This window comes from Sphingobium scionense (genome assembly GCF_014197035.1).
Classification (GTDB): Bacteria; Pseudomonadota; Alphaproteobacteria; order Sphingomonadales; family Sphingomonadaceae; genus Sphingobium; species Sphingobium scionense.
Genome location: NZ_JACIEU010000023.1, coordinates 1 through 24,364, shown reverse-complemented (window position 1 = coordinate 24,364; position 24,364 = coordinate 1). Strand labels below are relative to the sequence as shown.

Annotated in this window: 17 protein-coding genes; 6 read left to right on the top strand and 11 right to left on the bottom strand. The window is 61.5% G+C overall.

The window, feature by feature from the left end:
* Nucleotides 1–5: 5 nt before the first annotated feature.
* The gene (locus GGQ90_RS21755; protein WP_188083969.1) at nucleotides 6–3,101 is read right to left on the bottom strand and encodes a CHC2 zinc finger domain-containing protein; all 3,096 of its coding nucleotides are present in this window, start codon (nucleotides 3,099–3,101) and stop codon (nucleotides 6–8) included.
* A 112-nt stretch (nucleotides 3,102–3,213) separates the two neighbouring features.
* On the opposite strand from GGQ90_RS21755, the gene GGQ90_RS21750 reads away from it, so the two are divergent.
* Entirely contained in the window at nucleotides 3,214–3,663 is a 450-nt protein-coding gene (locus GGQ90_RS21750; protein WP_223178393.1) for a helix-turn-helix domain-containing protein, read from the top strand.
* A 1,619-nt stretch (nucleotides 3,664–5,282) separates the two neighbouring features.
* Here the strand turns inward: GGQ90_RS21750 and xerC are convergent.
* Both xerC and GGQ90_RS21740 read right to left on the bottom strand, forming a co-directional pair.
* Nucleotides 5,283–6,353, bottom strand: a complete 1,071-nt coding sequence (gene xerC / locus GGQ90_RS21745) for a site-specific tyrosine recombinase XerC (protein WP_188083970.1) — start codon at nucleotides 6,351–6,353, stop codon at nucleotides 5,283–5,285.
* 12 nt (nucleotides 6,354–6,365) lie between these two features.
* Nucleotides 6,366–9,461, bottom strand: a complete 3,096-nt coding sequence (locus GGQ90_RS21740) for a CHC2 zinc finger domain-containing protein (RefSeq protein ID WP_188083969.1) — start codon at nucleotides 9,459–9,461, stop codon at nucleotides 6,366–6,368.
* 112 nt (nucleotides 9,462–9,573) lie between these two features.
* Between GGQ90_RS21740 and GGQ90_RS21735 the strand changes: the two genes are divergently transcribed.
* Complete coding sequence (locus tag GGQ90_RS21735; protein WP_223178393.1) at nucleotides 9,574–10,023, top strand: helix-turn-helix domain-containing protein; 450 nt, start codon at nucleotides 9,574–9,576, stop codon at nucleotides 10,021–10,023.
* Between the two features lie 752 nt (nucleotides 10,024–10,775).
* Here the strand turns inward: GGQ90_RS21735 and GGQ90_RS21730 are convergent.
* The 5 genes from GGQ90_RS21730 to traA form a co-directional block, all read right to left on the bottom strand.
* Nucleotides 10,776–15,215: an RHS repeat domain-containing protein gene (locus tag GGQ90_RS21730; RefSeq protein ID WP_188083968.1), complete on the bottom strand. Its 4,440-nt coding sequence runs from the start codon at nucleotides 15,213–15,215 to the stop codon at nucleotides 10,776–10,778.
* Nucleotides 15,212–15,511, bottom strand: coding sequence for a hypothetical protein (locus tag GGQ90_RS21725; protein WP_188083967.1), 300 nt, complete (start codon nucleotides 15,509–15,511; stop codon nucleotides 15,212–15,214). The genes GGQ90_RS21730 and GGQ90_RS21725 overlap by 4 nt, the downstream gene beginning before the upstream one ends.
* Before the next feature lie 41 nt (nucleotides 15,512–15,552).
* Nucleotides 15,553–15,900 carry a hypothetical protein gene (locus tag GGQ90_RS21720; RefSeq protein ID WP_188083966.1) on the bottom strand — a complete coding sequence of 116 codons (348 nt, stop codon included), beginning with the start codon at nucleotides 15,898–15,900 and terminating at the stop codon, nucleotides 15,553–15,555.
* Between the two features lie 376 nt (nucleotides 15,901–16,276).
* Nucleotides 16,277–17,089, bottom strand: coding sequence for a DUF6118 family protein (locus tag GGQ90_RS21715; protein WP_223178392.1), 813 nt, complete (start codon nucleotides 17,087–17,089; stop codon nucleotides 16,277–16,279).
* Between the two features lie 17 nt (nucleotides 17,090–17,106).
* Entirely contained in the window at nucleotides 17,107–20,121 is a 3,015-nt protein-coding gene (gene traA, locus GGQ90_RS21710) for a Ti-type conjugative transfer relaxase TraA (protein WP_188083965.1), read from the bottom strand.
* A 173-nt stretch (nucleotides 20,122–20,294) separates the two neighbouring features.
* Between traA and GGQ90_RS21705 the strand changes: the two genes are divergently transcribed.
* Nucleotides 20,295–20,600, top strand: coding sequence for a conjugal transfer protein TraD (locus GGQ90_RS21705; RefSeq protein WP_188083964.1), 306 nt, complete (start codon nucleotides 20,295–20,297; stop codon nucleotides 20,598–20,600).
* A 22-nt stretch (nucleotides 20,601–20,622) separates the two neighbouring features.
* Nucleotides 20,623–20,859: a conjugal transfer protein TraD gene (locus tag GGQ90_RS21700; protein WP_188083963.1), complete on the top strand. Its 237-nt coding sequence runs from the start codon at nucleotides 20,623–20,625 to the stop codon at nucleotides 20,857–20,859.
* Here GGQ90_RS21700 and GGQ90_RS21695 read toward each other — a convergent pair.
* The 3 genes from GGQ90_RS21695 to GGQ90_RS21685 are packed head-to-tail and all read right to left on the bottom strand — an operon-like array spanning nucleotide 20,844 to nucleotide 23,398.
* Nucleotides 20,844–22,355, bottom strand: coding sequence for a HEPN domain-containing protein (locus GGQ90_RS21695; protein WP_188083962.1), 1,512 nt, complete (start codon nucleotides 22,353–22,355; stop codon nucleotides 20,844–20,846). The two genes, GGQ90_RS21700 and GGQ90_RS21695, sit on opposite strands and share 16 nt — an antisense overlap.
* Nucleotides 22,352–22,987 carry a hypothetical protein gene (locus GGQ90_RS21690; RefSeq protein WP_188083961.1) on the bottom strand — a complete coding sequence of 212 codons (636 nt, stop codon included), beginning with the start codon at nucleotides 22,985–22,987 and terminating at the stop codon, nucleotides 22,352–22,354. The genes GGQ90_RS21695 and GGQ90_RS21690 overlap by 4 nt, the downstream gene beginning before the upstream one ends.
* Nucleotides 22,988–23,038: 51 nt before the next feature.
* Nucleotides 23,039–23,398, bottom strand: coding sequence for a hypothetical protein (locus tag GGQ90_RS21685; RefSeq protein WP_188083960.1), 360 nt, complete (start codon nucleotides 23,396–23,398; stop codon nucleotides 23,039–23,041).
* Nucleotides 23,399–23,689: 291 nt separating this feature from the next.
* Between GGQ90_RS21685 and GGQ90_RS21680 the strand changes: the two genes are divergently transcribed.
* Both GGQ90_RS21680 and GGQ90_RS21675 read left to right on the top strand, forming a co-directional pair.
* Complete coding sequence (locus GGQ90_RS21680; protein ID WP_010338119.1) at nucleotides 23,690–23,899, top strand: helix-turn-helix transcriptional regulator; 210 nt, start codon at nucleotides 23,690–23,692, stop codon at nucleotides 23,897–23,899.
* Nucleotides 23,896–24,087 carry a helix-turn-helix domain-containing protein gene (locus GGQ90_RS21675; protein ID WP_188083959.1) on the top strand — a complete coding sequence of 64 codons (192 nt, stop codon included), beginning with the start codon at nucleotides 23,896–23,898 and terminating at the stop codon, nucleotides 24,085–24,087. Before GGQ90_RS21680 ends, GGQ90_RS21675 begins: the two co-directional genes overlap by 4 nt.
* The last annotated feature ends 277 nt before the right edge of the window (nucleotides 24,088–24,364 follow it).

Genomic DNA, 24,364 nt, shown 5'->3' with positions numbered 1-24,364 from the left:
CCGGATCAGGCCGACGCGGCGAGCGGATGCGGGTATGATGCGCCGCTGCCGTTGAGGGGCGTGATGTGCGTTTCGGGGGGAACGGACACGCCATCGCCGGAACGCCTTGCGGGGCGCGGGCTTGCCGCCATTTCGCCCCTGCGACCACCCGCCGACCGCACCCCGTCCACGCCCCGACCGGGGACCGACCGCGTTTCCCTGCCCCCCGACCGGGGAGCATCATAACCACGCGCGGCACCCTCGTTGGGGGCATGGAGTCCGGGGCCGGACAGCCCCATCAGGAACCGCTCACCCGTTTCCCCTTCGCCGTCATAGAGCAGCTCATAATCATGGCCCTGGCCCACCTTCATGCGGTGGACCAGCACATATTCCAGCTCGGCAAGGCGGCCGAGATGGACCTTGAGCTGGGTGTCGCCCCAGCCCGTGACCTCCCGTATCTGGCGGCGCGTGAACCGCAGATCGGCACGCCGCATGGCAAGCCGTTCGCACTCGGCCGCCACCCAGCGATGGATGCGGGAGAGCAGCGCGCGGGTCTGCGGCGGCAGCTCGTCCAGTGTGCGCCCCAGCACCTCATGGGCAAGGGCATTGGCGCGCGCGATGTCACCCTCCGTCACCTCGATATAGCGAAGCTGACGCCCGCGGTGATCGACCGTCCGCACAGGCCGCTGATACTGGTGCAGCAGCGCGATGGCGCGGATCAGGGTGAGGTATTTCATATGGTCGCGCCGGGTGCGGGTCTTGTCATCGAGGAACGTCAGCGTGTCGGCGAACGGGTTCACCACCGCCACGCTCTCCAGCAGCGTCTGCGCGTTGCGATGAAGCGCCAGCACGGCCGTGCGGTCCTCGTCGGCCAGCAGCCCTTCGAGGGTCTGGCGGCGGCGCTGCAAGGCATGGATGGCGCGGGTCTGCTCGCGGCTTTCATCGACCGTCAGCACCAGGCAGCGGTTCATCAGCTCCTCGTCTATGTCGATCGCCGTGGTGGTCAGGAACAGCATCACCGGACCCTCGACCCTATATTGCTGCGTCACCAGGTTGCCGGTCGATGCATCCTTGCCGGTGCTGGCGATCGTCACCTCGCCATCGGACTGGAGCAGCTTGAGCGCATAGCTGGCGGTCGATGCCCCTTCCTCCTCGGCGATGGCGAGGATGCGATGCTTGAGGTTGGTCTCGCCCATGTAGAACAGGCTCTGCCCGGTCATGGCGCTGTAGCGCACCTGGGCATCCCCCGGCATCATCGCCAGCACCGCGTCCATCATCGCGCTCTTGCCCGCCGCGCTACTGGACTGGATGATGACCGCGAGCGGCCGATCGAGCAGCCGCGACACGCAGGCCAGATAGCCGGTCTGGATATTGACCGCTTCGCCCACCACGCCGCACAGGGCGAAGTCGGTGAGGATGCGCTCCATCAGGTCCGGCGCGGTCAAGAGCGCCATCGCCTCCGCCCGCTCGGCCGCGCTCATGCCGGGGCGGTCCTCCGGGGCGAGCGCGGTCGCGATCTCGGCTTCCTGCGCTTCCTCCAGTTTCAGGAGAACGCGGCCAAGGTCGTGTTTCAACACATCCTCGGATTCGCCCAGCTCAAGACCGGCGGCGCGCACGAACGCGGCACGGGCCTTGGCGGCATAGAGGTCCAGCGTGTCCACATGGAACCGGCCCTCCGGGTCGGCGGGGCGGTGGACCAGCAGATTGACCTTGAGGCTCTCCGGGTTCAGCGGCTTCTTCCAGCCTCGCACCCGATAACGGCGGTCGCCCAGCAGCAGGGCGATCTCGCCGTCGCCGCGCATCTCGGCCGCGTCGGCGATGGGCGCTTCCGGCAGCGGTGTGGCGATCGACGGCTCCGGCAACGGTGCGGGTTCCGGTTCGGGCGCGATGCTAGCGGCAAGGTCGGGTTCAGCGGCTGAGACAGGGGGTGGGGATGGCTCCGCCCGATCCTCCACGCCAGCGCCCAGGGCGGCGGCAAGCTCATCGTGCGCGCTGGTGATGGCGGGAGCTCGCCCATTGCCCAGCCATTCCGCCTTGCGGATCAGCAGGCCCAGCGAGCGCGAGGCGGGCGTGACACTGAGCGCATAGGCATTGGCGTCCGTCCCCCTGGGGAACAGGATGCGGAACACCGCGATGCCCGCCGCCATCAGCCGCTCGGCCACGACGGCAGCGCCCTTGTCGCCCGCCTCGTCGCGGTCGAACGCGATCAGCACGCGCTCCACCCCCGCAGCCCGGAACGCGGCCAGATGATCGTCGGTAAAGCCCCCCGTGCCATAGGCGGCGGTCACGTTGCGGAACCCGGCTACCCAGAAGGTCATCGCGTCGATCAGTGCCTCGGCCAGGATCACCTCGCCGCCGGACCCCATGATGCCGTCCAGATTCCACACGCCGCGATGGGGGCCGGGAAGGTAGAGGTGCATCGGCGTGCCCGCCCGCAGATTGTTCCTGATCTTGCGGCCATAGACCTCGGTGACGACGCCCTGCGCGTCGATCACCGGCACCACAATGCTGCCGGTCAGATGCTCGTGGCCACTTGCCCGGTAGATGCCGATCCGTTCGAGACGGCCCCGTATGTCCGCGCCCGCCTTGCGGTTCTTCTCCGGCAAGCGCAGTCCCAGCGTGCGGTCGGCATAGCCCAGGCGGAACCGCTCGATCAGCTCCGGGTGCGACAGGCCACGCGCCGCCAGATAGGCCAGGGCTTCGGGCGACTGTTTGAGCGTCTCGTGATAATAGCCGATCACCTGATCCAGCAGCGCCGCATCGTCGGCGTCCATACTGACCGGAGGCGCGAGGCGGCGCACGGTCGCCCGCACCGGCGATGACGATGGCGGCTCCAGCGCCGCCCCGTCGCGCAGCAGCTCGACCGCATGGCGGAAGCTCACGCCCTCGCGTTTCATCACCCAGTCGATCGGACCGCCCGATGCCTGGCAGCCGAAGCAGTGGAACAGGTTCTTGCCCACGCTCACCGACAGCGACGGCGTGCCGTCCTCATGGAACGGGCAGCAGCCCAGCAGCTCGTCCTTGCCGCGCCGCGCCAGCTTCACGCCCGTCGACCCGATCAGCCGCACAAGGCTCACCTCGGCCTTCAGCCGCTCGATCTCGCTATCCGCGATTCGTGCCATAAAAACCGACTCCCGCCAAAACCCTGTCAAGCGTAAAATGCACTAACAACTCGACAGTTGTTATGTCATTATGGCATAGAGTCAAGGCCGTTCGCAAAAACCGGGGTTAGACATGAGACAGCGCACCAACAGACAACTGGCCCTCGATCTCACCATGTCTCCCGATGAACGCCATTTTTTCGAGCAGCTCGGCAAGCGTATTGCCCAGACCCGCCAGGCCGCATCCCTGACCCAGCAGCAGGTCGCCGACAGCATCGGCATCCCGCAGCCGCAATACGCCTCCTACGAGGTCGGCCGTCGCCGCGTGCCGGTGTCCATGCTCCCCAGGCTCGCCCGCATCTTCAAGACCACGATCGACGCGCTGATCGGCGACGACGCCAGCGCCGCGCTGGCCGCGCCCGCCGAGCGCCGCACCCGGCGCGGCCCGCCATCCCGGATCGAACAGCAGCTCGACGCCATCGCCAAGCTGCCCAAGGCAAGCCAGAAGGCCGTCAGCCAGGTGCTTGACGCCATGCTCGCCCAGCACGCGACCGTGACGGGTCAGGAGGTTGCTGCCCCCTGATTCTTCATCGGCCGCTGACTGGCGGCATGGCGGCGACAGAGCGCATCAGGGGACGGCATCCATACCGCGCCCCACGATGGAGGCGTTTTGCAGCTCTGTCATACGCGTCAGACAGATAATGACAGGGGATTACAAAGGCTTGGTTGCCACCAACCCGCGCTTGTCCTACGCGTCAGACAAAATACGACGCCGGTGTCTGACGCGTAGGACAGACATATCCCATTGATAATACGTGACTTTCAGGCCGCAGCACCCGTGCGTACGGTGCATTACACTTCCTGCGCCAACGGCGTGCGTCCAACACCCGCGCGAGCATGCGAGTGCGACCCCGCGCCAGCAATGAGGGCGGCCTCCAAAGGGCGCGCGAGATTCATGGCGCCCGCATTCCACCAACAGGATCAACGGCTTGATACGAGCATGGCGCCATCGGTCTCCCGATAGCGCCATCCTGTCCCGTCAAAAAACGATGTGCAGACAACAGCTTAACCCCACAAGGGGAGCTAATCCTTTAATCTTGCGTTCGCCCGCATGTGGCCTACGGAGCCGAACTGCCGCTCACTTGGTCAACTTGGTAGCCCACTCTTTGAAAGCGCGCATCCCGAACACCGGCCAAAGCAACGCTGACACACCCCAGATCACCATGAACATTATGATGGCAAATCTATTGTTTAACTCGGAACCAAAGAACGCCATTATTATACAGCATGTCAGAAATACTCCGAATGCCATTATGAAGTAGATCAGCATATTCTTCATGGTGCGCAAGACCTTATATCGGGGATAACCGCATCCAGACCTTTGGATATGGCTTCGGACGCAAAATCCTTGATCGGCCCTGACGGAAGTAGAGAGGTGGACAAGCGGGTAAGCCCCTCAACAGTGGCTGGCTTACCCGATCCACTCACAGCGGAAATGACGCCGCCCCCCGCAGTTATCAGGCCACCGACGCCCGTCAACTCTGCGCCCTTCTCCATGGCTATGAACCCCAACATGCCGGTTCTAAGCCCACCCACGAAGTTTCCGCGTCCAATCTGACCCATCCCTGCCAGGAAAAGCCCGCCCCCCGCAGTTGTAGCCGTCAACCCAAGGTTGGTAGCAAGAGAGCCGACCTTTCCGACATTGTCACCAAGCCATTGACCTGCTTTCTGGGCACCGCTGCAAGGCTCCATCTTTTGCGGCAACACAGCACCCCGACGCGCAACGTCGTAGCGCGGGCGGTTTTCCCCAGACGCGACCGTGGGTTGCGAGCCGATCCGCCTGACGCGGCGGCGCGCCCAGGGTTGCAGACCCCCAGAGGCGGTTTTCCGGCCCGGAGAGGGCAGCGCCATGAGGCGCGGTTGCACATCGAGTCCGCTGCGGATTGTCATGGATGCAGCCTAGCGGGATGCCGTGTGACTGGCCAGCACAGAAGGGCTGCGATGCTACGCATCGAGCCAGTAATCAGGATACACACCTCACGCACGGGTGCATGACGCTTTTCTGCCGTTTTCCGAGAGTGCGATCCGCACCCTCATGGGATGCGTGGGAGTCGGATCGGCGGTTTTCCGCCATTGCGCGAGGGTACGGATCGCACTCTCATCCATTCGGTTCTCGGCCATCCCCGGATGGCCTGCGCTTCCTCATTCATCGTCAGCCTCGGCATCGAGCGCGGCAAGCAGGGTTTCACGGCCGTCGCCAGCACCGTCGCCGCCGTCATGCTGACGGCGCGCGGCGGCGATCGGCCGCCCCGGATGGGTGGCGCTGTGGATCTGCTTCAACATGCGGATGCTGACCTGGGTGTAGATCTGCGTGGTGGACAGTTCGGCATGGCCCAGCATGGCCTGGATGAACCGGATGTCGGCCCCGTTCTCCAGCATGAGCGTTGCCATCGTATGGCGGAACAGATGGCACGACCCGCTCTTGCCGATGGCGGCCGCGTTCACATAGTCGCGCACGAGCTGGGTCATGCGGTTGGGCACGAACGCCTCGCCCAGCGTGGTGAGGAACAGCGTGCCGTCATCGACCCCGCACGCGAACGTGTGGCGCACGTCGTCGCGATATTTGCCGATCCAGGCCAGGGCACGCTCGCCGATCGGGATCATGCGGTCCTTCCTGCCCTTGCCCTGGCGCACCATCAGCGTGCCCCTGTCGGCGTCGATGTCGGCCAGGTGCAGCCCGATCAGCTCCATGCGCCGGATGCCGGTGGAGTAGAAGGTCTCCAGCATGGCGCGGTCGCGGATGCCGATCGGGGTGGCGAGGTCGGGCATGGCCAGCACCGTCTCCACCTCGCGGATGTTCAGCACATGGCGGGGCAGGCGCTTTTCCATGCGCGGCAGCTCCAGGTCCGACGCCGGGTTGTAGAGGATGTGATTGCCCCGCGCGAGCCACTTGAACAGCGCGCGGATCGGCGTGGTCCGCACATGCTGGCTGCGCACCGATAGCGGTTCGCCATTGGCCTTGCGGTAGAGGAACAGGTGACGCTGGTATCGCTCCAGTATCGGTTTGCTGATCTCCTGCGGGCGGGTGAGGCCACGTTCATGCGCCCAGCCTATGAACAGGCGCAGCGCGTCCTCCCGGTTCTCCACCGTGCGCTCTGAGTAGGCCTTCTCCCGCTGCCATTGGCTGAACCGAAGCATGTGATGATACAGGCTGTCAGGATCGCGCGTATCGCCCACCGGCGGCTTCGCTCTGGTCTGGCCCTTGCGCGGCATGGCGATGCCGGATCAGGCCGACGCGGCGAGCGGATGCGGGTATGATGCGCCGCTGCCGTTGAGGGGCGTGATGTGCGTTTCGGGGGGAACGGACACGCCATCGCCGGAACGCCTTGCGGGGCGCGGGCTTGCCGCCATTTCGCCCCTGCGACCACCCGCCGACCGCACCCCGTCCACGCCCCGACCGGGGACCGACCGCGTTTCCCTGCCCCCCGACCGGGGAGCATCATAACCACGCGCGGCACCCTCGTTGGGGGCATGGAGTCCGGGGCCGGACAGCCCCATCAGGAACCGCTCACCCGTTTCCCCTTCGCCGTCATAGAGCAGCTCATAATCATGGCCCTGGCCCACCTTCATGCGGTGGACCAGCACATATTCCAGCTCGGCAAGGCGGCCGAGATGGACCTTGAGCTGGGTGTCGCCCCAGCCCGTGACCTCCCGTATCTGGCGGCGCGTGAACCGCAGATCGGCACGCCGCATGGCAAGCCGTTCGCACTCGGCCGCCACCCAGCGATGGATGCGGGAGAGCAGCGCGCGGGTCTGCGGCGGCAGCTCGTCCAGTGTGCGCCCCAGCACCTCATGGGCAAGGGCATTGGCGCGCGCGATGTCACCCTCCGTCACCTCGATATAGCGAAGCTGACGCCCGCGGTGATCGACCGTCCGCACAGGCCGCTGATACTGGTGCAGCAGCGCGATGGCGCGGATCAGGGTGAGGTATTTCATATGGTCGCGCCGGGTGCGGGTCTTGTCATCGAGGAACGTCAGCGTGTCGGCGAACGGGTTCACCACCGCCACGCTCTCCAGCAGCGTCTGCGCGTTGCGATGAAGCGCCAGCACGGCCGTGCGGTCCTCGTCGGCCAGCAGCCCTTCGAGGGTCTGGCGGCGGCGCTGCAAGGCATGGATGGCGCGGGTCTGCTCGCGGCTTTCATCGACCGTCAGCACCAGGCAGCGGTTCATCAGCTCCTCGTCTATGTCGATCGCCGTGGTGGTCAGGAACAGCATCACCGGACCCTCGACCCTATATTGCTGCGTCACCAGGTTGCCGGTCGATGCATCCTTGCCGGTGCTGGCGATCGTCACCTCGCCATCGGACTGGAGCAGCTTGAGCGCATAGCTGGCGGTCGATGCCCCTTCCTCCTCGGCGATGGCGAGGATGCGATGCTTGAGGTTGGTCTCGCCCATGTAGAACAGGCTCTGCCCGGTCATGGCGCTGTAGCGCACCTGGGCATCCCCCGGCATCATCGCCAGCACCGCGTCCATCATCGCGCTCTTGCCCGCCGCGCTACTGGACTGGATGATGACCGCGAGCGGCCGATCGAGCAGCCGCGACACGCAGGCCAGATAGCCGGTCTGGATATTGACCGCTTCGCCCACCACGCCGCACAGGGCGAAGTCGGTGAGGATGCGCTCCATCAGGTCCGGCGCGGTCAAGAGCGCCATCGCCTCCGCCCGCTCGGCCGCGCTCATGCCGGGGCGGTCCTCCGGGGCGAGCGCGGTCGCGATCTCGGCTTCCTGCGCTTCCTCCAGTTTCAGGAGAACGCGGCCAAGGTCGTGTTTCAACACATCCTCGGATTCGCCCAGCTCAAGACCGGCGGCGCGCACGAACGCGGCACGGGCCTTGGCGGCATAGAGGTCCAGCGTGTCCACATGGAACCGGCCCTCCGGGTCGGCGGGGCGGTGGACCAGCAGATTGACCTTGAGGCTCTCCGGGTTCAGCGGCTTCTTCCAGCCTCGCACCCGATAACGGCGGTCGCCCAGCAGCAGGGCGATCTCGCCGTCGCCGCGCATCTCGGCCGCGTCGGCGATGGGCGCTTCCGGCAGCGGTGTGGCGATCGACGGCTCCGGCAACGGTGCGGGTTCCGGTTCGGGCGCGATGCTAGCGGCAAGGTCGGGTTCAGCGGCTGAGACAGGGGGTGGGGATGGCTCCGCCCGATCCTCCACGCCAGCGCCCAGGGCGGCGGCAAGCTCATCGTGCGCGCTGGTGATGGCGGGAGCTCGCCCATTGCCCAGCCATTCCGCCTTGCGGATCAGCAGGCCCAGCGAGCGCGAGGCGGGCGTGACACTGAGCGCATAGGCATTGGCGTCCGTCCCCCTGGGGAACAGGATGCGGAACACCGCGATGCCCGCCGCCATCAGCCGCTCGGCCACGACGGCAGCGCCCTTGTCGCCCGCCTCGTCGCGGTCGAACGCGATCAGCACGCGCTCCACCCCCGCAGCCCGGAACGCGGCCAGATGATCGTCGGTAAAGCCCCCCGTGCCATAGGCGGCGGTCACGTTGCGGAACCCGGCTACCCAGAAGGTCATCGCGTCGATCAGTGCCTCGGCCAGGATCACCTCGCCGCCGGACCCCATGATGCCGTCCAGATTCCACACGCCGCGATGGGGGCCGGGAAGGTAGAGGTGCATCGGCGTGCCCGCCCGCAGATTGTTCCTGATCTTGCGGCCATAGACCTCGGTGACGACGCCCTGCGCGTCGATCACCGGCACCACAATGCTGCCGGTCAGATGCTCGTGGCCACTTGCCCGGTAGATGCCGATCCGTTCGAGACGGCCCCGTATGTCCGCGCCCGCCTTGCGGTTCTTCTCCGGCAAGCGCAGTCCCAGCGTGCGGTCGGCATAGCCCAGGCGGAACCGCTCGATCAGCTCCGGGTGCGACAGGCCACGCGCCGCCAGATAGGCCAGGGCTTCGGGCGACTGTTTGAGCGTCTCGTGATAATAGCCGATCACCTGATCCAGCAGCGCCGCATCGTCGGCGTCCATACTGACCGGAGGCGCGAGGCGGCGCACGGTCGCCCGCACCGGCGATGACGATGGCGGCTCCAGCGCCGCCCCGTCGCGCAGCAGCTCGACCGCATGGCGGAAGCTCACGCCCTCGCGTTTCATCACCCAGTCGATCGGACCGCCCGATGCCTGGCAGCCGAAGCAGTGGAACAGGTTCTTGCCCACGCTCACCGACAGCGACGGCGTGCCGTCCTCATGGAACGGGCAGCAGCCCAGCAGCTCGTCCTTGCCGCGCCGCGCCAGCTTCACGCCCGTCGACCCGATCAGCCGCACAAGGCTCACCTCGGCCTTCAGCCGCTCGATCTCGCTATCCGCGATTCGTGCCATAAAAACCGACTCCCGCCAAAACCCTGTCAAGCGTAAAATGCACTAACAACTCGACAGTTGTTATGTCATTATGGCATAGAGTCAAGGCCGTTCGCAAAAACCGGGGTTAGACATGAGACAGCGCACCAACAGACAACTGGCCCTCGATCTCACCATGTCTCCCGATGAACGCCATTTTTTCGAGCAGCTCGGCAAGCGTATTGCCCAGACCCGCCAGGCCGCATCCCTGACCCAGCAGCAGGTCGCCGACAGCATCGGCATCCCGCAGCCGCAATACGCCTCCTACGAGGTCGGCCGTCGCCGCGTGCCGGTGTCCATGCTCCCCAGGCTCGCCCGCATCTTCAAGACCACGATCGACGCGCTGATCGGCGACGACGCCAGCGCCGCGCTGGCCGCGCCCGCCGAGCGCCGCACCCGGCGCGGCCCGCCATCCCGGATCGAACAGCAGCTCGACGCCATCGCCAAGCTGCCCAAGGCAAGCCAGAAGGCCGTCAGCCAGGTGCTTGACGCCATGCTCGCCCAGCACGCGACCGTGACGGGTCAGGAGGTTGCTGCCCCCTGATTCTTCATCGGCCGCTGACTGGCGGCATGGCGGCGACAGAGCGCATCAGGGGACGGCATCCATACCGCGCCCCACGATGGAGGCGTTTTGCAGCTCTGTCATACGCGTCAGACAGATAATGACAGGGGATTACAAAGGCTTGGTTGCCACCAACCCGCGCTTGTCCTACGCGTCAGACAAAATACGACGCCGGTGTCTGACGCGTAGGACAGACATATCCCATTGATAATACGTGACTTTCAGGCCGCAGCACCCGTGCGTACGGTGCATTACACTTCCTGCGCCAACGGCGTGCGTCCAACACCCGCGCGAGCATGCGAGTGCGACCCCGCGCCAGCAATGAGGGCGGCCTCCAAAGGGCGCGCGAGATTCATGGCGCCCGCATTCCACCAACAGGATCAACGGCTTGATACGAGCATGGCGCCATCGGTCTCCCGATAGCGCCATCCTGTCCCGTCAAAAAACGATGTGCAGACAACAGCTTAACCCCACAAGGGGAGCTAATCCTTTAATCTTGCGTTCGCCCGCATGTGGCCTACGGAGCCGAACTGCCGCTCACTTGGTCAACTTGGTAGCCCACTCTTTGAAAGCGCGCATCCCGAACACCGGCCAAAGCAACGCTGACACACCCCAGATCACCATGAACATTATGATGGCAAATCTATTGTTTAACTCGGAACCAAAGAACGCCATTATTATACAGCATGTCAGAAATACTCCGAATGCCATTATGAAGTAGATCAGCATATTCTTCATGGTGCGCAAGACCTTATATCGGGGATAACCGCATCCAGACCTTTGGATATGGCTTCGGACGCAAAATCCTTGATCGGCCCTGACGGAAGTAGAGAGGTGGACAAGCGGGTAAGCCCCTCAACAGTGGCTGGCTTACCCGATCCACTCACAGCGGAAATGACGCCGCCCCCCGCAGTTATCAGGCCACCGACGCCCGTCAACTCTGCGCCCTTCTCCATGGCTATGAACCCCAACATGCCGGTTCTAAGCCCACCCACGAAGTTTCCGCGTCCAATCTGACCCATCCCTGCCAGGAAAAGCCCGCCCCCCGCAGTTGTAGCCGTCAACCCAAGGTTGGTAGCAAGAGAGCCGACCTTTCCGACATTGTCACCAAGCCATTGACCTGCTTTCTGGGCACCGCTGCAAGGCTCCATCTTTTGCGGCGTTTCACCAAAAATAGGACCTTTCGCCAGATTTGCAGGAGGGCGCCGCAAGTTGCGAAGAATGGCGGTCAATGCAGCTCCGCCACCAAAATCCTGCTGGCCCGGCGATGGGCCATAATATCCTCCGTAATTACCATTACTGTTCGACCCACCATTGGAACCCGGAATCTCAACGGTGGTATCGACACAATATGGATCATTCGCTGGGCATCCCTGCAAACCAAGTGGATCGGCCCAGTTCAGCGGATCGTTTGCGACATAGGCATAGAGGTTCATACTGTCTGCATATCCGATAGGATCGGTCTGCATGAACCGTCCAAGCCGAGCATCATACATCCGCGCTTTATAGTAATATAAATTGAGGTCCGAAAACCAGATTTGACCGGTATACTGGAATGCACCAACATTACTCGTCTGCGGGTTACCCCATTCGTCATAACGGTTGGTCGCGATGGTTGCGCCAGAACCGTTCGAGATCGCTATGATGCTGCCGCGCTCATCTGCATGATACCAACGCCGATCCGTCGTGCCGCTTCCTTCATACCAGACCAAAGGCTCATCCAAACCCGGCGCTGAAACATATCGGCGCTGCATCGCATTGGACGTGTTATACTCAGCAGCCAGTGCGATCCCATCATAAGCCCGGCGCAATGTCGAGCTGCCTGTGCTTTGATAAAGGCGACCAAGCGGATCGTAGCTCATCGTGACGCCGGGGGCCGTCAGCATGTAGTTTTCCGAACTGTAGCTGTAGCTCTTGCCCTGGTTGGCGATCAAATTTCCCCGCCCGTCATAGGTGGGCGACGCATTGCCGGCAGTGGTGTATTGATTCAGAATGTTCGCCGCGTAGGTGCGGTTGGCGTTATATTGCTGTGTAAATGCATAGCCGTCGTTGGAAGACGTGCGCGAAATTATCTGGCTGGCCACATTGTAGGAAAAGCCCAATGTCTGGTCATTCGCCGTTCCCGCAAGATTTTGCGCCAATGAGGTCAGTTGTGAGCCGGGATTATAGCCATAACTGGTCGACGTGCCATTGCCACGGCTGACGCTCGTACGCCTGCCCAAATTATCATAGCCGTAGGTTGCAAGAAGGCCAACTCCGCTGGTCGCACCGTTTTCGCGAACCGCCGTCACCGCATTTGTCAAATCCCAGTCGTAATTTACATAGAAGCCATCGGGCCATTCCATGCGCGTCCGCCGATTTGCGGCGTCATAATCATATTTCATTTCGCCCTGAGGGCCGATCTGCTTCCGGTTCCGATTAAGCGCGTCATAGGTGAAAGACAGAACGTTGCCGCTCTGGCTCGCCGAGGTCATTCGACCAAGCAGGTCGTATCCATAGGTGACATCAGGCTCGCTTCCGGGCAGGTTCTTGAATGTCAGACGATTCAGGTTGTCGTAGCTAAAGGCGATATTCTGGCCGTCGCGCAATCTCAGATTTGTGACATTGCCATTGGGGTCATAGCTGGATTGCACATAGTCGGTGGCAGAGGTGCACCCTGTTATCCCGGCCGCCGGGTAGCAGGTTTTCAGGAGCCGATCATAGCCATCATATTGATAGGTGGTTTTGTTGCCTTTCGCGTCGGAGACGGACGCTAGTCGACCGTTGTCAGTATAAGTGTTCGTCGCCTCATTGCGCTGCAAGGTTGCGGGAAACCCGTTCGCCGTGGTGACACCATAAGCGCTTTGCTGCACGGAAACGCGCCCGACTGCATCATATTGGGTACGCAAAATTCGATCTGGTGTGGAGGGGGGTGTCGTCGGTTGCTGGCAAGCGGCTGAAGTGGAGGTAGGCAGCGAATCCCAGGCGCTACTGGTCATTCGAGAAGCGGTGCATTCCAGGCGCCCAACATTGTCATAGCTGAACTGCTGAACGGAATATCGCTGGCCTCCGGCGGTATAGGTCTGCTTGATGAGGTCGGCACCGCTATTGTAATTCAATGTCACCGTGTTCAACGGTGCGAAGCCAGCCCAAGCAGTTGCTGTTTGGCCTGTTGTGGTACCGCTTTCGATAGTGGATACCAATCCGTTGGTGCCATAGGTGTATCGCACCGCACGATTGAGAAGTGCGCCCGCACCATCGGGGTCCGGTCCGATTTCACCTGTCTGCCGTTGCGCGATGTCGTAAAAAAAACGGACTGTGTCGGCACTACCGCTTAAGGGCCCATCCACCTTCATTATGTTGCCCGCAATGTCATAAACATAGCTGGTGGATGCCGAGATGCTGCTATCGCCTGCCAGTGAGGTTGCGGAAACCAACGCCAGATTATTGGCGGTTCCAACGGTCTGAGGACCATAGTTCATGGTCGTCCTGCTCTCACTCGCGCTTCCAACGCAAGAGGGAGCGCTCCCGGTTGAACAGGAGGAGATGGAAGTGAGCATGCTGACAGGCTTGCCCGATGGAGATATCGTTCCACCTACATTCCAATATGCCTGATAGTTCGTATAGCCGTACCGAGTTTGCGGACGCCCAGCGCCGCTTGCAGGCTCAGGCAGGGTTACACTTTTTATCTGACCCGTTACGCCATCATATTCATAGTCCGTTTGCTGTAAGTTCGCATCCTTCGACCAGATCGGCTTGTTGCATTTTACGATCGACGTGCATGTATCCTCAAAATCCCACTCGGTGACGATATTGGCAGGAGTTCCCGGTGTTTTCGATATTGCTTGCCGCTTTGTCAGGTTGCCTCGGGCGTCATAGGTAAATTCGAGCGAATTTTGTTCGGGGAATGTGACCTTCTTGACAAGCCCTGTATCGAAATACTCATATGATGTGATTTTGTCTGCTGCATCCTGCACCGATGAAGGGCTAAGCCGGGTCGTAATATAATTGAATGTCGTCTTGTTATTGGCAGGATCAGAGACTTCTGTTTTTGTGGTAGCCGATCCAGAGAAGCTTCTGGTGAAGAGCCACTTTCGGCCGCCTTGATCCAGTTGCTCGGTAACCCGGCCGCTGACATAGGTATTGGTATAGGCGGGCGACTGCCCGGAAAGCGCTGTAGAAACCAGGCTCTGCCCGGACCATGTGAGATTGAAAGTCAGGCCGCCCTTGGAAACCGAATCCAATCGCAGCGGCTGCGAATCTGACATGTCCGTATAGGCGTAATTGACGGACGGGAGCGTGCCGGTCGTGCAGCCTTCGCTTGCATTGCCATTACAAGCGCTGTTGAAAGCGGCGACGGATGCAATCGTAACCTTTTTGGTGAATGCCAGCGTCGGGGTGCTGCCTGCCGTTCCTCCTGCTGGAGAAACGTAGGAGAAGTTCAAGCCATTGCCGTAGCTGTCTATGACCTGTGTCAGCCGCCTTTGGGCAGGCCAGCCACCTGACCGATTGAAGGCGACTTCGTAGCTATAGGATATTATGTTGCCGTTAGGCCGCTTGATGCTCGAAACGAGCAGGCAAGTTCCCATGCCGCACCAGTTTGACGATGCCTTCGTGAAATTATACGTGACGCCATTAGCGGTCGAAAAGACTAGACCAGTATCGCTTTCTGTAAGAGTGGAACCGTCCGTGTAGAACGGCACAAATGTACCGGACACTCTATTGAACGGATACCATTCACCGGCAATGAGCACGGACATGCCTTGCCCTCGGCAAAGCGGATATCCCGTGCCTGGCTGATCGCTGTAATTAGCTCCCCAGCACTGGATGAAGATAGATTGCGATCCATGAGATTCGCCCACATTAACGGCCTGGACGTCGGCCCGTCGTCCGCTTCGGTACATGCGGGAGAATTCCAACGTGTCACCGTTCGCGCCGATTGAAATGTCAGTCGCGGTTTCCGCGAAATGGCCGAGATTGAGATCGACACCTCGAAATTTCGTATCGTAGCGCCCGTCAGGATCTTGCGGAATCTGCGAGAGAGCAGGTGTAGCAAGACTGGTGGCGGCGAAAAACGCCAGTGACGACATTGCTGATCGCAAGCCACGCTTTTTAATCAGCGTCGTTATAGTCATGGCTGCCCCCACGTTCCAATTTTGCAATTCAAGCAGCGTTAAGGCCGAATACCCGATCAATTATCCTGCAAAGGAATGACCGTCAGGCCATTGAGCGGCACGACCACTACCTTGGAAGCTGATCCATTGACCTGATAGGTCGTGCGGTTATCTACCGCATCATAGGTGGTGGTCATTTGCGCACCGTTGTTGATCGTTCCTGTCGTACTGGCTTGCACCAGCCTGCCGAGCGCATCGTAAGTGTAAGTCGTCGTGCTGGCAGCATGCGCAGCTGCGGTGCAAAAGGCCGAACCCAAAACTGCGAGGACCGTGCTCTTCCAACGGATAAATCTTCGCCTGCGGATAGCGCTGGGCATGCTCATCCTCCTGTTGACCTTCCCATTCAGGGCGCTGATTTTCAGTCTTTTAGGCTCACGTTAATAGCCTTGGGAATCGTCCCCCAAGGCGATGAGACGCAGCCGTTCAGCCATCCACCTAATCGCTTGCCGCTGGCCTTGGCCGTGAGCGCAGTCGCCAACATTCGATCTTGCACATCCTCGCTAACAGCAGTCAGCGAAATGGCGCTTGTACTGGAGCATCCATCTGGGTTGTTAATGCCTGTCGCCTTTACATAGACGATAGGCTCATTGCCCTCGACAGACACCTCTAACACATAAAATGTTCCAGCATCGCCAACTGCCTGCGCCGGACTTGCCAATATAAGGAATGGGGATGCAAAAGCCGCGAACAATTTTAATCCACTCATGACAGCCCCTCACTATAGAAATTTATTCAATGACGCTGGCGGCGACCTATTGCATTATCCATGAAATATACGCCGATTCCAGATTCAACATTTGAAATGTTGCATCCAAAATTCAACATTGCAAGAGGCAATTTGTGAAATTTATTAAGTTAAAAATGTGCAAATTAAATAAAATTATAATCGTGAGCATAACTGCAGATTTTTAAATCTATCAAATAGTATTTATCTACAATTAAACAAATTTCTTATCCGATGAATTTGAATATTTCATACTATCAGAATGGTATTCTGTCATAGTTTAGTTGAAAAATACGTAATAATATTAATAATTATATTGTTCAGTTAATATGTCAGATTATTTGGTCTCCTGAGGCGGTCAGCGGTTACAAAGTTGCCGCTGTTTCGTTCGCAAGCGGGAGAGTCCGGGATTCTGCCCAAGTAGGTGGCCACCAATCGTTATCTCACACCGTACCGGCCCTTCTGCTTTTCTCGCCGTCGTCGCGCAAGCAGCTATGGGTCTGCGGTTGTTGCGCACCAGATCAGTGGCATCCACGACAGCCTGCCATTCTTTCGCATTTCCGGCCTGCATCAGGCGGATACCTGCATCCCATAGCGTCGGCTCCCCCATGGTGCGCTTTGCAACCCGTTCGGGCCAGTGCCAGCCAGTGGGTGCAAGGCTCGCCGCCCATCCCGGATAGAACAGCCACAGGAGCGATATCACCAGCGCCGTGCCAATACCGGTATAAAGGTTGTGCCGGCGTTGCAGACCCTTGCTGCGGATCGCGCCTATGCAACGCATCTGGCCAGCATGGGCCTCACGCAGGAGCGCCTGCGCCTGCTTGATGGAGGCCTTGTCCTCCTCTCGCGCAGCTTGCGCTGACACGATAATTCGTCGCGCCATGCTCTCTGGGGTCATGTTGAGCGCTTCGGACTGGGACAGCACTTTCATGTGCCTGGCAACCTCGGCCAAGGCGGCATTGATCTTGGCGAGCGTCGGACTGTAATCGGGAATCTCGATGCTCTGCTTCTCGACCGCGATATGCTCAAGGGCGCGGGCGATTACCGCCAAGCGTCCGTCAAGCCGCTGCTCCATCGCCTCCACGCGCGCCGCCAGTTTCGCGAATGCCTCCGCCGCCGTGCCGGTCGGTGGCTGGGGTTCCGGCTCGTTCGACAGGGATTGGTCGTCCATAGTCATGTCTCCTTGGGCTAGCGTTCCATGCCGCGGCTCATGCCGCGGCCATGATCGAAGGGAATGGAAGCGGCGAGGTCGCGGCCGATGCTGCGATCCATGTCCTGACCGATTTCAAGGCCAAGCTCCCCGCTGCGCAGGCCCAGCACCGATTCAAGTTGGGCGTCACGCTCAAGGCTTTTCGCCAAGTCGGCCATGTGCTGCGCGGTGGTCTTCGCCGCCCGGAAATTGCCGTCTCGCACAAGTTCCTGATGCTGACGCTGCAATTGCTGCCAGCCCTCCACGAACCTGTCGGCGCGCTGGAAGGGGTCGATCCGGATTTCCGCCTCCGCCTGCATCGCACGCACAGCGTCATGGCCGCACCCTTCCGCTGCCTCGCGGATCAGTTCCGGGCCAGCCCGAAACGCACTGTTCAAATCTGTCGAGCCTTCGGGCCGGATCGCGTCGAGGGCGTCGCGGGCCTTGGCCAGCGCCTCGCGCTGGTGGGGCATGGCGCCGATGCCCTGCGCGCGGATCTGCCGGATCGCATCCACCGCCTTGGCGTATCGCTCGACAGCGCCGCGCAATCCGCCTGCGCGCATCTGCTGAGGGGCGTGGTCGCGCTGCTGCTGGCGGGCGGGATCGTGAACGGGCGCGGAAACGAAATGGCCAAGATCGAGGCCGCCGAACATGCCGCCCTCGGGTGCGGGCGTAGGCGATGCCGCGCGATCCTGACCGGGGAGCGAGAGGCGCAACCCGTCGAAGATCCCGCGCGCCTTCTCCGCGATCGGGCTGACGGTTTCCGCGACGCGCTCGCCAAAGCTGATACCGCGTCGCTCGGCAAATTCCCTGGCGGGATCGACCTGGCGGTAGTCGCTTGCCATGTCCTTGGCGCGCTCGCGGGACAGGGTGCGGACAAGCCGGGAGTCGTCCTTGAAATCATCCCGCCCATAATGGAAGTCCACGCCCTCCCGGTGGCGGGTAAGGACGACATAGGTTCCGTGTCGGTCCATCCCCGGCGTGGCCAGCGCATGGGTGCGATCGACGCTGACCGCCTGCGTTTTGTGGATCGTGGCGGCATAGCCATGGTCGAGGTCGCGATAATCTTTCAAATCGAACGACACGGAGCGCCCGTCATCGGTCCGTACGGTCATGCTCTGCTCGTTGACCCGCTCGATGGTCCCCAGCGTGCCGTTCTTCACGTCCATGCTGCGTTCGTTGCGCCGAAACATGACGCGATCCCCGGATGCGAAATCCCGGTCGCCATTGGCGGTCTTCACCCGCGCATCGTCGCCCAGTTCGCCCGCCTCGCGGCGCTTGTCGCGCGCCATGTCGTTGAGGTTCCGCACCTCGTCATTGGTGTGGGTGAAGATCATACGCGTCTTGTCGGGTTCGGCCTGCCGCGCCGTGTCCCAACGATCGATCAGATCGTCACGCGCCTGCTCGCGCGTCTTGGCGGCATGGACCATGCCGCGATCCGCATAGGCCCGGATCGCCTCGCCGGTTCGGCCGGTCGCCAGATGGCGGGTGGCATCCTTCTGCCAGTCTTCATGCTGGCGGCGGATTTCGGTGATCTCGACGCCGCCATGGCGCTCATGGATGGCGCGGAACGCCGCGCCCGCCTCGATCGCCTGCAACTGCTCGGCGTCACCGACCAGCACAACCTTCGCGCCCGCCGCTTCGGCATGGGATAGGACACGCTCCATCTGGCGCGTGCCGACCATGCCCGCCTCGTCGATCACCAACACGTCGCGGGCAGTCAGAAAATCGCGCCCGTTGGCCCAGCCATATTCCATGCTTGCGATGGTCCGCGAGGCAATGCCGGAACCATTCTCCAGCCCCTCCGCTGCGATGCCCGACAGCGCCACGCCACGCACCTCGAATCCCGACCGCTCCCACGCCTCCCGCGCCACGCCCAGCATCGCGCTCTTGCCGGTGCCTGCGTAGCCAACGACGATGCTCAAATCCCGATCGCCGGTCACATGCTTGAACGCCGCGCGCTGCTCGCCCGACAGCAACAATCCGCGCCCCTCCGCGCTGACCAATGCCGCCTCCCGCGAATTCTCGTCCGTGCGGTGCCGCTCCCGCTCAGCCATGAGTTCGGACGCGCGCTGCAAGCGCTGCTCGGTTTCGATCATGTCGCGCGAGGTAAAGCGTTCCTCTTCGCGCCCGTCTTTGCCCAGCGCGATCAGGTCGGGCGAGGCACGAACCGCGCTCATCGCGCGGTCATACTGCTCCTTGCCGTCGCTGTGCCGGTGGATGAACATGGCAAGGTCGCGCGTGGTGAACGTCGCCTGATGGTGAGTGATGGCGCTCAGCGCCACGGACGGATCGGCGATGATCCGATCGCCGTTGCGTTGCGCGACGGCGCGGTGATCCTCGATCCGCTCTGACTCAAGGCCGCGTTCACCCATGCGCGAGGCGGCGGGGCCGATCTTGTCTTGCGGCTCAAGGTCGATGCCCTGCGCCTCAAGGCTGCGGTGATCTATGCGCGCGTCTATATCGAGTGCGGCAAGACGGGCGTTGACGTGATCGGCCCAGCGCTCGCGCCATTGCTCCACAAGCTCGGTGCGGTTCCAGTCGCGGGCCTTTGCGCCGAACCCGTCTTCGCCGACTTCGCGCATGGTGAGCATGACATGGGCGTGGGGCTTCGCCAACTTGTCCGCGCCCATATCCCAATGCACATTCAAGTCTGCGATCATGCCGCGCTCGACAAACTCGGTCCGCACGAAATCCTGCGCGAGCGCGATGCCCTGCTGCTGATTCATTTCGCGCGGAATGGCGAACTCGACTTCGCGCGCTAGCTGCGCGTCCTTGCGCTTCTCGCATCCCTCAACTTCGTTCCAGAGGGTGGCGCGATCCGAGAAGCGTTCGGGCGCGCCTTCGGGCAGGAGGATTTCCGAATGGACGACGCCTGCCTTGCTCGTGAAGTCATGGTCGCGATCCAGGCGCTCATCATGCAGTCGCTCGCCTGCACGATAGGCAGCAGCCGATACGGCAGAGCGACCCACTGCGCGACTGATGACCTGAACGGAAAAATGGAAGATCGCCATAACGATTATCCATTTACTATGCTGAGCCGCACGTCGGAACGACGTATAAGCGCGCCCTTCTCGAATTTTTCCTGGAAGGAACTAGGCGGTGTCAGGCGGTCCCGGCGACTCTACTGCATGCCACAGACCCTTCTTCTATCATGAGCGCATCATCATTCAACGGAGACTTGATCATGCGCAAACCCCGCGATTTTGATTCGGAACTGAAGGCGCTGGCTGACAAGGCAAAGCAGCTGAAGGAACGGCGCGTACGCCAGTTGGGCGAACTGGTCGCGGCAACCGGCGCGGATGGGCTCGACGCCGATATGCTGGCCGGTGTGCTCCTTCATGCAGCGCGCAGCAAGGATGCGACAGCCAAGGAGGCGTGGCGCAAGGCGGGCGCCGCCTTCTTTCGCGGCGACAAGCGCCAGCCTGCGGGCGGACCTGATCGCCTCCAGAGCGGCACTCTCCCGCTCGACGGTGGCTCGGCATCGGCTTGAGGCACAGAAGGCAAGAACCGACATGCGAGACTGGGCCGTCAAACGCCGGGAACGCACCCGTCATCTGATCGAATTGGGTGGCCTCGTCATCAAGGCCGGCCTGGTCGATTTGGCCGATGACGATCGTGCCACCCTCTATGGCGCCTTTCTTGCCGTCGCGGACAGGCTGCGCGGAGAGGATCGGCAACAGGCGCTGGCACTATGGCAACGCAAGGGCAAGCGTGCGTTCGAGGCTGAAAGCGATCAGCGCGAGCGATAGATTGTCGTGCTTGCCCGCTCGCCTGGCCGCACGATTTCGTCCGTGCTGGCGATGACAAAGCGGCCGGATGGATCGCAGAAGCGTATGGTGATCAGATCATCCCTGATGGTCGGGCAAAGCCCTGAGCCGTAGAGAATGTCGGCAAGCGCGTCGAAGGTCGTCGCCTTGGCGCGATAGGTTCCGGTCCAGCGGACGGTCCAGATGTCCTCATTGGCTGCGATCCGATAGCCGGCTCGATTGGCGACTGCGCCAACCGCCTGCAACACGGTTTCGGCGTGAATATCGAAATCGAGAATGGCGGTCAGCTTGGCCGGCTCAGATGGAATAACTGGACCTGCGCGCAAACGCCAATGCATCGCCTCAGCCCCGGCGAAGAACAGGCAGAGGCCAGCGGAAAACAGAGAGGTTCGCTTTACCCAGCGCCTGATGGCATTGCTGCGTCCTGCGGCATGTAAAAGGCCGCGCAGCCGAACCAAGGGCGACCGGTATCGGCGCGCACCTACGGCTGCGGGTAACAGCGGCGGCAGTCGGCGAGAATTCTGCGCCAGGATCAGCGATGGCGGAGGTGGAGGAGGCTCCGATGCTGTCAGTTGATGCTGATTGGCAAGCGATGCGTCATGCTCGCGCCAACATTGTGCTGCCAATTGCTTGAGCGCCTCGCCTCGTTCCAGCGCCCAGACCAGTTCGGCCGGCGTGATGCGATAGGACCGTTCATAACGGGCCTCCACATAGGCTCTGCGAATGCATCCGAAGGCGCGTCGCTGGTGCCGATCTTCGCGCGGCCACGCGGCGCGGAGATCGGGCGCCAGCGCCTCGGCCGCTTCGCGCAATTCATCCAGTGCATGGGTGCGTGGTCCATGGAGCGTGAAGGACCATAATATGCTCTGATAGAGATGCTCGCAGGACTGGTGCAGAAGCAATGCGGCCATCCGCATATTCCCCCTGTCGCGATAAAAGGCTGCACCAGCCAGAAAGTCGCAGCCATTTTTATGCCAGCGCGCGAATTCTGCTCCGGCCCTTCTGGCTCTCTCTTCCTCGGGCAAATGGCGCGGCGCTTTGAGGCGCAATCCTTCCGCCTGATACAGCGCTACCCCCTGTTCCGCGATCGTGACGAAATGGGGCACGGCATCGACAAGAGCACTGTTGATCCGGTCCAGGCTTTCCACTGACATCCGGACCGGCCGGGCGATCTCGCCATGCTCCCATGCGCGGCGCAATCGCTCTCGCATTAATCGCCAATCCTGATCGCTGCGCGCTAGGCGCACATGGTTAACGATCAGCATCAGCCGGAACGCCGCGCCCGGCGGAACGTCCTCCCATGCCTGCTCAGCGTGCGGGCCGTGCAGAATGACTGCCAGGATACGCCCCTCGCGATACTGCTGCGACAGCCTGCCTTTGCAGCATTCCGCGAAGGTCTCGAAGACCATCCATGTCACCTGCTCAAGCTCATGCTGGATCGAGGCTGGAAGATGGCCGAAGTCGGTGCGCAGCGTCATGATGCTATCGTCGTGTTCCGCTGGTCTGCCGTCGCGAGACGGGCATGACCGGTGACGTCATGCACGCGATCCAGCAAGGCACGGATCAGCAGGCAAACTTGGTCGGGGGAAAAGCCGCCATCATCCATCGGCGGATCGCCGATCAAATGGGGATAGCCCCATTTCCAATAAGGCGTGAGAATGACCGCCAGCCGCGCCATGTCGGGGCAATCAAGACCAAAACCGGTCGCGTTGGCATAGGCCAGCGCCTTGGCAATATCCTGGCGGATATGCTCGGCATTCCACGCGTCGGAGAAGCCGACGTCGAGCAGATATGCGCACAGCGCCAGTTTTGCGACCGCGCCGGCCTGATGAAGCGTCGTGCGGACATGCCGCCTGAAAAAGCCGGCCTCGGTCCCGGCAAAGGCGATCTCGGCGCTCTGAAAACGGTCTCGGCTCAGGTCCCGGCTTTCGCGGCTGCGGCGCAAGGTCACCGGCGCGTCTGCATATTGCCTCTGCAGTGCAGTCAACGCTTCACTCCAAGGAGCAATAACGATCGCGCTCCCCGCTCCTGCAATTGCGAAACTTCGCAGGAGCTCACGCCGAGACGTGCGGCCCACTGATTCGTTGGCGAACATGTCGTTGATGCTCATCGCATTCACTCCATTCAGCCGTCTGGAGGTCGGTTCAGTCTCGCAGACGGATTAACCGGCATCGCTTATAACGGCAAAACGCACAATATTGCAATAAGCGGTGCCGCTTATTCTTCTTCCTGTTGAATGGGGTTCGCGGGCAGTTACGACGAAAGCATGGGAAGACCGCCGCTTAACCTCAGATCGACCAATGTGCGTTTGCCCGAAGGATTGGGCGAGCGGATTGATAAGCTGGTTGGAACCAAGCGGCGGGCAGGCTTCATTCGCGAGGTTCTCGAACGCGAAGTCGAGCGGATGGAAAAGGAACAGGGTAAGGCCTGAAAGACGGAGCCCCTGCCTGTTGTATCCGGAGAACAATTCCAGCATGCTCGTTGATGGCGGGCAGACCTCCATTTTGTTGGAGATCGCCATGAACGACTCGACCTAAATCGAATGTAGATCGCCAATTTGGCGATCCGTAACGTCCGGATGCTCATCCATTGGGACGATATGGGAAAAAATCTGCGCTGATCGCCAAGCCTTTACTTGGCTACGCCATCATCCACAGCCGTTCCCAATTGTTTTCAGAAGTCTCCAGACGTCCACGCTTTGCGCGCTTTTCGGTCCGTGACGCCTAGTCCCACCCTCTTGCAGGGCGGCTCCGGCCGTCTGATGTTGATCGGAGGGGGCGTATGCAACGTCATGAAATGAGGACACTGCCCCATGAACAGTTCCGATCGTATCATTCGAATGAAAACCGTTCTCGCCCGCACTGGGCTTTCTCGTTCGACCCTCTATCGCAAGATTGCGGACGGCACCTTTCCCGCCCAGATCAAAATCAGTGTGCATGGTGCGGGATGGCGGGAGTCTGCAATCAATCATTGGCTTGCCGATCCCGTCACCTACCGAGCGTCGGTGGGTGATCCGAAATGAGCAATCCTCCTTCCCCTGATCCCATCTGCGTGCGCGTCAATGACGCGGCGCGGATGATCGGTGTTGGGCGCACCAAGCTCTATGCGCTAATTGCGGCCGGAGAGATCGACACCGTAAGGTTGGGCAAGGCTACCCGCATCACGACAGCTAGCCTGTACGAACTGATCGAGCGACGAAGAGCCACGTGAACCGGCGCTATCTTCCGCCAGGCATTTCCAACTCAGTAAGGCTATGGAGCGTCTCCCTCTCCGATTTGCCGAAGAAGGAGACGCTTTCCGCTAACCCTCCCTGTCGCGCACTGGCCGTTAGGCGAATGTCCGGATCGGAGCCGGGTGGCGGGGATAGCGGACCCTCACGCGGAGTCGGCTGCCGGTAGAGTCAGGAAGTGGCGCGGTGTCGTGCGGCGCGCCTGTGGGGCTTGCCAGACGGTCCGTTTCCACTCCCTGCTCATCGAACCGGACATGC

What these genes read in the sequence shown, in the direction of transcription:
- GGQ90_RS21690 (WP_188083961.1), bottom strand. Translation starts at nt 22,987, where the DNA reads ATGAGCATCAACGACATGTTCGCCAACGAATCAGTGGGCCGCACGTCT.
- GGQ90_RS21750 (WP_223178393.1), top strand. Translation starts at nt 3,214, where the DNA reads ATGAGACAGCGCACCAACAGACAACTGGCCCTCGATCTCACCATGTCT.
- GGQ90_RS21735 (WP_223178393.1), top strand. Translation starts at nt 9,574, where the DNA reads ATGAGACAGCGCACCAACAGACAACTGGCCCTCGATCTCACCATGTCT.
- GGQ90_RS21695 (WP_188083962.1), bottom strand. Translation starts at nt 22,355, where the DNA reads ATGACGCTGCGCACCGACTTCGGCCATCTTCCAGCCTCGATCCAGCAT.
- GGQ90_RS21715 (WP_223178392.1), bottom strand. Translation starts at nt 17,089, where the DNA reads ATGGACGACCAATCCCTGTCGAACGAGCCGGAACCCCAGCCACCGACC.
- GGQ90_RS21720 (WP_188083966.1), bottom strand. Translation starts at nt 15,900, where the DNA reads ATGAGTGGATTAAAATTGTTCGCGGCTTTTGCATCCCCATTCCTTATA.
- GGQ90_RS21740 (WP_188083969.1), bottom strand. Translation starts at nt 9,461, where the DNA reads ATGGCACGAATCGCGGATAGCGAGATCGAGCGGCTGAAGGCCGAGGTG.
- GGQ90_RS21755 (WP_188083969.1), bottom strand. Translation starts at nt 3,101, where the DNA reads ATGGCACGAATCGCGGATAGCGAGATCGAGCGGCTGAAGGCCGAGGTG.
- xerC (WP_188083970.1), bottom strand. Translation starts at nt 6,353, where the DNA reads ATGCCGCGCAAGGGCCAGACCAGAGCGAAGCCGCCGGTGGGCGATACG.
- GGQ90_RS21705 (WP_188083964.1), top strand. Translation starts at nt 20,295, where the DNA reads ATGCGCAAACCCCGCGATTTTGATTCGGAACTGAAGGCGCTGGCTGAC.
- GGQ90_RS21685 (WP_188083960.1), bottom strand. Translation starts at nt 23,398, where the DNA reads ATGGCGATCTCCAACAAAATGGAGGTCTGCCCGCCATCAACGAGCATG.
- GGQ90_RS21700 (WP_188083963.1), top strand. Translation starts at nt 20,623, where the DNA reads ATGCGAGACTGGGCCGTCAAACGCCGGGAACGCACCCGTCATCTGATC.
- traA (WP_188083965.1), bottom strand. Translation starts at nt 20,121, where the DNA reads ATGGCGATCTTCCATTTTTCCGTTCAGGTCATCAGTCGCGCAGTGGGT.
- GGQ90_RS21675 (WP_188083959.1), top strand. Translation starts at nt 23,896, where the DNA reads ATGAGCAATCCTCCTTCCCCTGATCCCATCTGCGTGCGCGTCAATGAC.
- GGQ90_RS21680 (WP_010338119.1), top strand. Translation starts at nt 23,690, where the DNA reads ATGAACAGTTCCGATCGTATCATTCGAATGAAAACCGTTCTCGCCCGC.
- GGQ90_RS21725 (WP_188083967.1), bottom strand. Translation starts at nt 15,511, where the DNA reads ATGCCCAGCGCTATCCGCAGGCGAAGATTTATCCGTTGGAAGAGCACG.